7 protein-coding genes and 2 pseudogenes are annotated in these 9,157 nt (G+C 44.7%); 4 read left to right on the top strand and 5 right to left on the bottom strand.

Annotation, left to right across the window (positions count from 1 at the left end):
* Nucleotides 1-49 precede the first annotated feature (49 nt).
* Nucleotides 50-277, top strand: a complete 228-nt coding sequence (locus tag ACED46_RS02275) for a GNAT family N-acetyltransferase (RefSeq protein WP_371720838.1) — start codon at nt 50-52, stop codon at nt 275-277.
* Nucleotides 278-330: 53 nt separating this feature from the next.
* On the opposite strand, the pseudogene ACED46_RS02270 reads toward ACED46_RS02275, so the two are convergent.
* The 3 genes and pseudogenes from ACED46_RS02270 to ACED46_RS02260 form a co-directional block, all read right to left on the bottom strand.
* Nucleotides 331-450: pseudogene (locus ACED46_RS02270) on the bottom strand (IS6 family transposase); the annotation flags it as partial.
* 556 nt (nt 451-1,006) lie between these two features.
* Nucleotides 1,007-2,257 (bottom strand): lipase family alpha/beta hydrolase, encoded by a 1,251-nt coding sequence (locus ACED46_RS02265; RefSeq protein ID WP_371720837.1) that lies wholly within the window; start codon nt 2,255-2,257, stop codon nt 1,007-1,009.
* Nucleotides 2,258-2,414: 157 nt separating this feature from the next.
* A pseudogene (locus ACED46_RS02260) lies at nt 2,415-3,652 on the bottom strand (amidohydrolase family protein).
* Between the two features lie 267 nt (nt 3,653-3,919).
* On the opposite strand from ACED46_RS02260, the gene ACED46_RS02255 reads away from it, so the two are divergent.
* Nucleotides 3,920-4,408 (top strand): hypothetical protein, encoded by a 489-nt coding sequence (locus ACED46_RS02255; RefSeq protein WP_371720836.1) that lies wholly within the window; start codon nt 3,920-3,922, stop codon nt 4,406-4,408.
* Nucleotides 4,409-4,507: 99 nt separating this feature from the next.
* On the opposite strand, the gene ACED46_RS02250 is transcribed toward ACED46_RS02255, so the two are convergent.
* A complete protein-coding gene (locus tag ACED46_RS02250; protein ID WP_371720835.1) occupies nt 4,508-6,262 on the bottom strand; it encodes an amidohydrolase in 1,755 nt (584 codons plus the stop codon).
* 317 nt (nt 6,263-6,579) lie between these two features.
* Here ACED46_RS02250 and ACED46_RS02245 point away from each other — a divergent pair, with 317 nt between their 5' ends.
* Complete coding sequence (locus ACED46_RS02245; RefSeq protein ID WP_017060193.1) at nt 6,580-7,098, top strand: lipocalin family protein; 519 nt, start codon at nt 6,580-6,582, stop codon at nt 7,096-7,098.
* 94 nt (nt 7,099-7,192) lie between these two features.
* On the opposite strand, the gene ACED46_RS02240 is transcribed toward ACED46_RS02245, so the two are convergent.
* Nucleotides 7,193-7,807, bottom strand: a complete 615-nt coding sequence (locus ACED46_RS02240) for a TetR/AcrR family transcriptional regulator (RefSeq protein ID WP_017078915.1) — start codon at nt 7,805-7,807, stop codon at nt 7,193-7,195.
* Nucleotides 7,808-8,043: 236 nt separating this feature from the next.
* On the opposite strand from ACED46_RS02240, the gene ACED46_RS02235 reads away from it, so the two are divergent.
* Nucleotides 8,044-9,156, top strand: coding sequence for an efflux RND transporter periplasmic adaptor subunit (locus ACED46_RS02235; protein ID WP_371720834.1), 1,113 nt, complete (start codon nt 8,044-8,046; stop codon nt 9,154-9,156).
* Nucleotide 9,157 lies beyond the last annotated feature (1 nt).

The raw sequence follows: 9,157 nt of genomic DNA, 5'->3' as shown, positions 1-9,157 counted from the left end.
AAGCCTTTTTTCTATCTAAATAAACAAGTTAGCTCTTAAGATCCTGTCTATGTGGCGCGTCATGATTGACCATCGTTTCCAAGGAAAAGGATTGGGGAGTCAAGCGATTAACTTCAGTAAGAAATACGCTTCCATTACCGGTTTAAAAGGCGTCTCCCTGACCACGATGGATAAAGAAAAAGGCAATGCGCTCTCTATTTATCAAAAGCTTGGTTTTATACCAACGGGCAGAAGACTTGATGATGAAATTGAATTAATTTTTGGCTTAAAGGAATGAGTGGATAAACAAGTCAGATGGTGTGTCTGGGACGGCTATTTGGCCGCCTCATTTTATACTTCAACTGTAAAGGTATTGAAGAGTTCATTCAAAAACGCTGACCCCTCGTGCACTCTCACCTCCCCCCGGTCACAGAGTAACCAACAATCAAATTGACTCTTATTCAGTCTCGTAACCTTTAAAGATCTTGAATCGCTTCGATGAGCTTTTTGACTGGAGTATGGTCTGACTCTATCCTATTGTCCATACTATCTAAATATGCTGACTACCTAGAGTGAAGAAAGAAAATGTGTCGGGCCTTTTCCTAACCATTAGTTTATGTATTGTAAAAATAGATTGCCGATGTAGTTCACTCATCGAAGTGAACACACAATGGGGCAAATCCGTGTTAGTCCTACTAAAAATCCCCTCCTAGCCTCCCCTTAATCAGTATCTACAATCCATTGTGGTTCGTAGAAAGGGGAGGAACTGAATACAGATCGTTACATGTGCAGTTACACATTCAGCGCTAAAGAAGGTTCTCCCCCTCGGTCGTCAATCTAGAGGGGGGATAAACTTAATTGGAGGGGGAGTTAGAGGGGGTGGGTGTTCGAAATCAGCCTGAACGCACAGGATATCAATGCTCTCAATTCAGAAAAACATTACGCTTCACCCAAAAGATTGGAATGCCTAAGCGTTCCAATTTTAATATCTGATTTACCTACGCCGCCTAGTGCACCGAATCATAAATCAATGTGCTTCTTCAGCTCTTAACCAAAACTCGGACAGGTCTTCAAAAAGGTCATCGTTATCTAAGATGCTCAAATGGGTTTCGTTGTAGCCGAGGATTTGTGACGCGTGGAGTTGGGCTGGGCGCGACAATTGGCTTGATAAATTGATCACACCATCGTTGCTGTTGGTATTAAATAGGTCGCCCGAGTTATAACCAAAGGCTAAAAAGTGGGGAATGTGAATCTTACTGCTGTCAATTAATAAGTCAGCGATAAATTTCCCGTCTGGATTTAAATCAACCCATGCCGGCATTACTACGGGAGAGTACTCGACCCCTTGTTTAGCAGACTCGACACCACCAAACGGCGAAGATATGGTGGCTACGCTGCTTACAAAATCGCATAGCTGCCCAATACGGCACTGGCGAAGACTGTTGGTGGCGACAAGCCCGCCCATACTATGTGCCACAACATGTAATTGTTGGATTTTGTATTCCGTTAACACCGTGTGCATGAGGTTATTCAGGCCTTTGGAGTTCAAAGCCAGAGACAAGCCTGAAGGATAGTTAAAGACCCAGATCTGATATTTAGATTGGTCGACTTTTTCAATCAGTGGGGCAAAATCTAACGCAGTGGCGTTGATGCCATGCACAAACAAGATCGGGATTTTGTTTGGGTCGAACTCTGACAGAAAGTAGAGCCCAGCGTTATCTTCGAGCAAAAAGGTCAGCGGCTGCCACATGCCGAGTTTGCCATTTTTTCTGTCAAAAGGTGGAGCTTCCAAGCTCACGACTGTGCCTATGTCGATCAAATCCAATTCGATTTTTAACAGTGAAGATAGTGAACGATCAACAAACGCTCTTGGGGCTTCACTCTCATTAACCGTTAGTGAGACTTCTATTGTTGATCTGTCTTGGTGATCACGTAGGTTGATTAGACTGAAAGCTTCATCGGCTTGTAGGGTAAGATCTTGATTCTTATCTTCAAAGATAAGTAGGTAGTGGATGTTATTCGATACATGTAAGTGAATACTGTCACTGTCTATGATGCCATCGTAGCCATCAACCTCGCCTTTGTTAATGTCTTTGATTTGTTCAATCACCACGGCAGAACCGGAGGCATGTTGATTCAAGGTAACCATGTATTGATTGGTTATGGAGTCGATGGCTTGTATCTCATTAGATAGATTTCTAAAGTTACCGCACCCTGACAGCAGTGAACTGAGTAATAGCACTGTGCTGATTAAGCGTGCAGTAAGTAATAGCTTCATTCTAATTTCATCCTTATCCCACCCCGATTTATCCATAAATCAATAACCTGAGTTTAATAGTAGCAATAAAACAGCGCTTAATAAAAAGGCAAGCAAACGACTATAAAGTTCGCTTGCTTGCCTGAGAGGTTTCATTACTTAGTGAGTATATTGAACACTAAAGCGTGTTTTTATATACCTTGCCGTCTTTCATGATCAGTTTTTGTGTCTCTGTGTTTGCCACACAAGCAACACTGTCCAGTGGGTTGCCATCGATGATCAATAGGTCGGCATACGCGCCTTCAACCACTTGACCAAGTTTGCCTTCTTGGTACGGGTGTTGATAAGTCGACATCTCGAACAAACGTCCACAGTTTGATGTCGCCATGCGAAGCGCGGTGATGGTATCGAATACTTGCTCAATCGCACCAAGTTCATTTAATTGTGTCGCATGAACGTTGGTTTCGCCCACACAGTCAGTACCAAAAGCAATGTTCTGAATGTCGTATTTCTTAATCAGTTCTGCCGATTTGAACATGGCTTTACCTACACGTTCTGTCTTGCGGTATGTCTCCTCATTCGGCAGCGGGATCTTACGCTCTGCAATCAATGAAGAGGTAAAGTAAGAAGGAATCACCCAAATGCCTTTCTCTTTAATTATCTCGGCAATGTCGTCGTCCATGATGGTGGCGTGTTCGAAAGACATCACGCCCGCTTCAGCGGCTCGGCGCAGCGACATAAGTGCCGTAATCTGAAGCGGCATCAACCGCAGCTTTCATCTCTTCAGATGTGAACTGCAATGTGTCTAGCGGATCAAACGTTGAAGATGCGCCACCACCCGCCATGATCTTGATTTGGGATGCGCCCATAAATAGCTGTTCGCGAACCGCTTTTAAGACTTCTGAACGACCATCGGCCACTTTCATTGCGCCAAGCTTCCTCATAGGTGAGTCTTCATGGCCGTTTGCTAAACGCTCTTGTGCTTGGTTTTGACGGTAATCGGAGTGACCACAGGTTTGTGAGATAGCTGCCATTGAAGGCAGAATACGTGGGCCAGTGGCATAGCCGTTGTCGATACTGGTTTTTAAGGCCAAGCGTGTTACCTGCTACATCACGAATGGTGGTAAAGCCACGCATTAACATCTCTTCAGAAATCTTTGCTGAGCGAATCGCCACTTCTTCACGCGTCATGGTATCAATCACATTGAATGGTGCAGATAAAGTGATATGAACGTGCGCATCAATCAGGCCTGACATGACCGTGCCACCTTGAGCATCAATCGTTTCATCGGCAATCGTTGGGTCAATCTCTCCAATCTGAGTGATCAAGTTATCTTCGATGAGGATCGATACGTTCTCGATTAAGTTGCTCTCAACACCGTTAAATACGTTCGCGTTAGTGATTAGCTTTTTCATAGTCTGCACCTTTTGGAAATGAGTGTGTGTCGCTGATGGAGTCATCTTATGGGGCGCAGCATTTAATGAATGGCCATTTGGTGACAGTGATGAATTGGGTGTGTTTTTGCGATTGCTATAAGAAAGGCAAGGGGGATTTCTGTCGAATTATTAATTTGAGGAATGAATGTTGGCGATGTCATGAAATGGTAAGTTTTGCTTTGATTCGAACGCTAAGATGTATTTCAAATCAAGGCGACTTATCAAATTAGATTAGAGAGAGACAGAATGACTAAATCAGACAAAGTTTACGGATTCAACACACCACAACGTCTATTCGTAGGTTACACATTAGCCGTGCTGGTGGACTTGGTCGTACTTAACTTCTTCGATGAGTACTGGGACTTTGTGAACATTGAGTCTTTCACGATCTCTTTGATTGCAGCGTTGTTGTTGCAGCTATTACTGAAGCTCTCTATTGGTTTAGAACATAAAATTGCTGAGCACTTCAAAAGCAAGCCAGGCACAGCACCTAAGGTTTATCGAGCAATCACCACTTATATTATTTTGGTGGGTTCTAAGTTTGTGATGCTAGAAGCAATTAACCTCTTGTTCGGCGAGAAGGTGAGCTTTACAGGCCCTTGGGGCGGCGTGGTAGCGTTCTTCGCGGTGGTATTTACGATTCTGGTTGCTGAAGTGATTGTATCGAAGATCTACTTTGCTCTGGATGACAAACAAGATTCAAATGTGAAAGCGCTTAAAGAGACCAACGCGTAATAGAACTAAAATACAAATGTGAATAACAGACGAGCCAGCTGAATAAGCTGGCTCGTTTTCGTTTGAGTTGCGATAACCAATTCGATACGCGAATTGGCTTTATTTTTCGTAAACCACATCCCCGCGTAACACCGTCATCAACACTTGAGTCTTAGCGATTTGTCTTGCTGATACTGTGGTGATGTCGCGGTCGAGAATGGCGAAGTCAGCGGATTTGCCTACCTCAATAGAACCTGTTACATCTTCAATTCCAAGACTTTTGGCGGCATTGAGCGTGTAAGCGTCGATGGCTGTGTAGATATCGGTTAGGCCGGTTTGGCCCATGATTAAGCTGTTCGCGATGCCGACTAAAGGGTTGATGTCGTGTACGTTCCAGTCACTGCTTAAGGTGATATTCGCGTCGGTCTTGAGTATTGCATCGAGGTTCATCATGGCTTTAGCACGGCGAGCACCTAGGAAAGCTTCAGCCCATTGGTGTTGATGCCTTGCAACGTAATCAGAGCCAACTTGGAAATCTGCAGTTACATCTAACTGGCGAAAGCGTGGCACATCTTCATCATTGATTAATTCGACATGGGTTAGGGTGTAGGGTTTGGTTGAACCTTGTTTGCGAATACTTTCTATCGCATCAAGAGATTCACGAACCGCTCCATCACCAATCGCATGAATGTGGGCGCTAAAGCCGATTTTCTCGAGCGCAGTTAACCATTCTTTCATTTGTTCTGGCGGAATATAGTTCAAGCCATTAGGAGACTGGGGTAGATAAGTATCTAAGTAGGGCGCGAGTGTTTTGGCGGTGCCATTGATAAAGATGCCATCACTGTACATTTTCACCTGATCGACAAGTAACAGATGGCTTTTATCGTCGGAATGCATTTTCTCAAAGACTTCTAATTGAGAAGACATCACCATCGATGGGTACACCCAAGGGCGTAGCGATACTCGCGCCGTTAAGTCTTGATTTTGCTCGGCCTCTAGCCAAACGTCATACCAACCTCGTTTCCAATACATGCGACCGTCGCCAATGGTGGTGATGCCGTGGGTTGCCGCTTCCTCAAGCCCGAACATTAAGCCTTGGTAGCTTTGCTCAAACAGTTCACTTTGGCTATTCCAAGCCATCTCCATCACTTGATCGCCAGCATTGTCTAGCAATATGCCATTGAGCTTGCTGCTGTCTTGGTCTTTTAAATAAACACCGCCTTGTGGGTCTGGAGATTGTTGGCTGATTCGAGCGATTTTTAGTGCTTTTGAGTTGACCCACATCGAGTGTGAAGTCTGCTCCATAAGCACCACGGGGCGATTAGGGAAGACACTGTCGATGATCTCTAGTGGCGTGTAGTCAGAGTCGCTATCGAGCGTCGCTTCCAAAGAAAAACCATAGCCCATAAGCCAACCTCTGCCATCGGTATCAGCATTGATCTTACACGCTTCTAAGTAGGGGATTTGCTCTTCTAACGTTGCTTCAGAGTCGAGTTCACAATTGCCACCCAGCTCTGAGGCGGCTTCAAACACATGGTTATGGTTATCAATAAATCCCGGAAGGACAAAGGCATTGTCTAAATCAATGACATCAGTGCTTTGCCCTTGAAAAGTTTGCGCCTGTGATTGGTTACCAATGAAGATGATCTTGCCTTTGTGGGTAACGATCGAGTCCGACTCACGATGCCCGTATATATCAGCATTGATAAAGATCTGGTCAGCACTTTGGTTATGAACAGATGTTTGCGCTTGAACTGGTGTTTGTGTTTGTGTTTGAACAATAGTGTTGGCTTGTGCAAGCACCGGCGCTACGGCCGATAAGCTTGTGAGTAATGCTATCCATGCAGTACGTGGCAGAGTGAGCTTGTTATTCATTATTATGTCTTCCATGTTCCACGGTTTAGTAAGTATAGAAAGCGAGTGGCGAGAATCATATCGTGAATTTTTAATAAAGTGTCCTTGGTTGCTCTCTTGTTTGAATGTAATTCCAGTGCCTTTTGAGGTGGTTGTGGGAATACAGCCCGTCAATAAAGGATTGCGAATCCATTCGCAGACTAAACAATTCACATAAGGTTCTGAATAAATTACAGTTAAGTGAGCTATAAAAATGGATTTAACGTATTACCAAGGATGTAAGTTTATGTTTTCAAGAGACTTACTCGCATTACTAATAAAAACAAGTCGAGGTTAGGATGAAAAAAATATTATTGCTGCTTAGCGTGATCTTATTGGGTGGTTGTGTTGGCATGCCCGAAACGGTAAAGCCTGTTCAACAGTTTGAGTTGGAACGATACCTAGGGAAATGGTACGAAGTGGCTCGTTTGGATCACTCGTTTGAGCGTGGCTTAGACAACATCAGCGCTGAATACAGCCTTCGTGATGATGGCGGCGTGAAGGTGATTAACCGTGGTTATTCGGCGGAAGAAGGTGAGTGGAACGAAGCGGAAGGAAAAGCGTACTTCGTTGAGGGCTCTGAACAAGGCTATTTGAAAGTGTCTTTCTTTGGCCCTTTCTACGGCGCTTATGTCGTGTTTGAATTAGACAAAGAGGGCTACCAATACGCGTTTGTTTCTGGGCCCGACACTGATTACTTATGGCTACTCGCAAGAACGCCTGAAGTCGCACCAGAAGTGATGGAGAAGTTTAAAGCCATGTCGAAAGAGCGTGGCTTCAATACCGATGAGCTGATCGTTGTGGAACATACCCAATAAACCGATCGCTGTTATTGCTGAGAGTGACTGATGATTGATAAGGCACAGAGGATGAATTTCTCTGTGCCTTTTTTATTCAAAGATAGAGCTACAATTAACGAGGCTGGTTGCCGTTCAAGAATAGCGCGACACATTCGCGAGTGTAGTGAAGTCTTTCTTCTTCAGATTCTCCGCTGTCGTGTCCGAAGAATCCCCAATACGCCGATTTGCCGTGAAACATCAGCAACAGTTGGCGTGCTGCAATGACTGGCGAGCTTGATGTCGACAGTGTGAGATCACCAGAGTCTATTTTCGACTGCAAATAATCAGCAAGTAACTTGGTGGTTTTCTGAGGCCCAGTTTCTAAATAGATAGAGGCGATCTCTGGATGCGTATTCGCTTGGCTAATGGCATTTTGAAAGGTTTGTCTAGATTGTTCATCAAGTAATAAATCCTGAAACTTCACACCAAATTTCACCAACTCATCACCCACCGCAGCATCCATATCAAAGGCTGCAGGGCTGAGTTCGCGTTCCGCACACTTGGTTTGCATGCAGGTTTCGAAAAGTTCGTCTTTGTTTTTAAAGTGAGAGTAGACCGTTTGCTTTGAAACGTTCGCTGCTTTTGCTATCTGATCCATATTGATCTTGAAGCCATACTCAGAGAAAAGTTGGCTGGCTGCGGTTAAGATCTGCGATCTCTTCTGTTCACTCTTGATGATTTTAGTCACGTGCTTGCTTCTCGTTACTTAGTGTTGTCTCGTTATCTAGTTTGTCTCGTTGCTTGGTGCCTGTTGGTGCTCAGTTCTATGTGTCTCGTTTTACGCTAAGCATTATGCTTTTTGTGATGGTTTTATCAATCATTAACGATGAAACTTATTTTTAACATAATCAAACTAGACAGTCTAGTTTGGTTTGGTTAGTCTAAAAAAAGAACATGATTGAGTACTGCATAGGAACAGTGAGTATGTATAAATTGATGAAGGGAAGTGCGGTGGCGTTGTCTCTATCGGCTTTTCTTGTTGGATGTGGCGAAAAGGAACAAGCCCAAGAGTCGGTTGATTCAACCGCTGAAACGGCTTCGAGCGTCCAAACCATTTTAACTGTAGAAACGATGGCCTTGGCGCTGTCTTCCTCTTATGCAGTGCAGCGTGAATATGTGGGTGTGGTTAAGGCGGGTCAGCAGGCCAATTTAGGTTTCGAGTTGGCCGGAAAAGTAAATGCGATTTTAGTGGATGTCGGTGACACAGTAACCGAAGGTCAACCGTTAATCCGGTTAGATACTCAATTGCTGCAGACTGAATCTAGCCAATTGAAAGCACAAGCCGAAGAAGTGAAAGCTCAACTGAGTCTTGTGGCCGCGAACTTAAAGCGTCAGCGCTCATTGAAAGCAAAAGGCTTCAGTGCTGAGGCGGAAATTGATTCGTTAACCAGTGAACAGCGCGTATTGCAGGCGAACTTGTTGCGCATCGATGCATCGGTAAAAGGCAACGAACTGAAATTGGTGAAGTCGACAGTGCTTGCGCCTTATTCTGGAACCATCGCGACGCGCTTTGTTTCGCTCGGAGATGTGGTGAATGTGGGTAATCCAACTCTTACACTGCTCGCTTCTGAGGGCAAAGAGGCCTTCATCGGTATTCCTGCTCACCAAATGCAAAAAGTCACCTCACTTTCTTCGCCTAACATCCGAGTTGGGAGAACAGATTATGCCGTGGAGCTATTGAATCCCGGCGCAATGGTCGACACCCAATCTCGCAGTGTCGGTTTGCGTTACCTATTCCCTGAACAATCATCGGTATTGGAAGGGCAACTTGCCTACCTTAAATTTGATGAGCAGATTGATGACTCAGGTTACTGGGTGCCATTAACGAGTTTGATTGATGGATTGCGCGGTGTGTGGAACATCTTTGTGATTGGTGAAGACAATAAGGTTGAACGTAGAAGTGTTCAGGTGTTGTTTGCCAACAATCAACAAGCGTACGTGAGTGGGGCGATTGAAGACGGTGAACAGGTCATCGCCAGTGGTTTACATCGCTTAGTTCCGGGCCAAATCGTGAAACCAGTCAGTGCGGCTGAGTAGG

It is taken from the genome of Vibrio sp. 1S139, from assembly GCF_041439475.1.
GTDB classification, from domain to species: Bacteria; Pseudomonadota; Gammaproteobacteria; order Enterobacterales; family Vibrionaceae; genus Vibrio; species Vibrio crassostreae_C.
Note: the sequence above shows the minus strand (reverse complement) of the source record. Positions and strands in the feature narration are given on the sequence as shown.

Excerpts from the sequence above, each read along its gene's own strand:
- ACED46_RS02275 (WP_371720838.1), top strand. The coding sequence starts at position 50 with ATGTGGCGCGTCATGATTGACCATCGTTTCCAAGGAAAAGGATTGGGG.
- ACED46_RS02265 (WP_371720837.1), bottom strand. The coding sequence starts at position 2,257 with ATGAAGCTATTACTTACTGCACGCTTAATCAGCACAGTGCTATTACTC.
- ACED46_RS02255 (WP_371720836.1), top strand. The coding sequence starts at position 3,920 with ATGACTAAATCAGACAAAGTTTACGGATTCAACACACCACAACGTCTA.
- ACED46_RS02250 (WP_371720835.1), bottom strand. The coding sequence starts at position 6,262 with ATGAATAACAAGCTCACTCTGCCACGTACTGCATGGATAGCATTACTC.
- ACED46_RS02245 (WP_017060193.1), top strand. The coding sequence starts at position 6,580 with ATGAAAAAAATATTATTGCTGCTTAGCGTGATCTTATTGGGTGGTTGT.
- ACED46_RS02235 (WP_371720834.1), top strand. The coding sequence starts at position 8,044 with ATGTATAAATTGATGAAGGGAAGTGCGGTGGCGTTGTCTCTATCGGCT.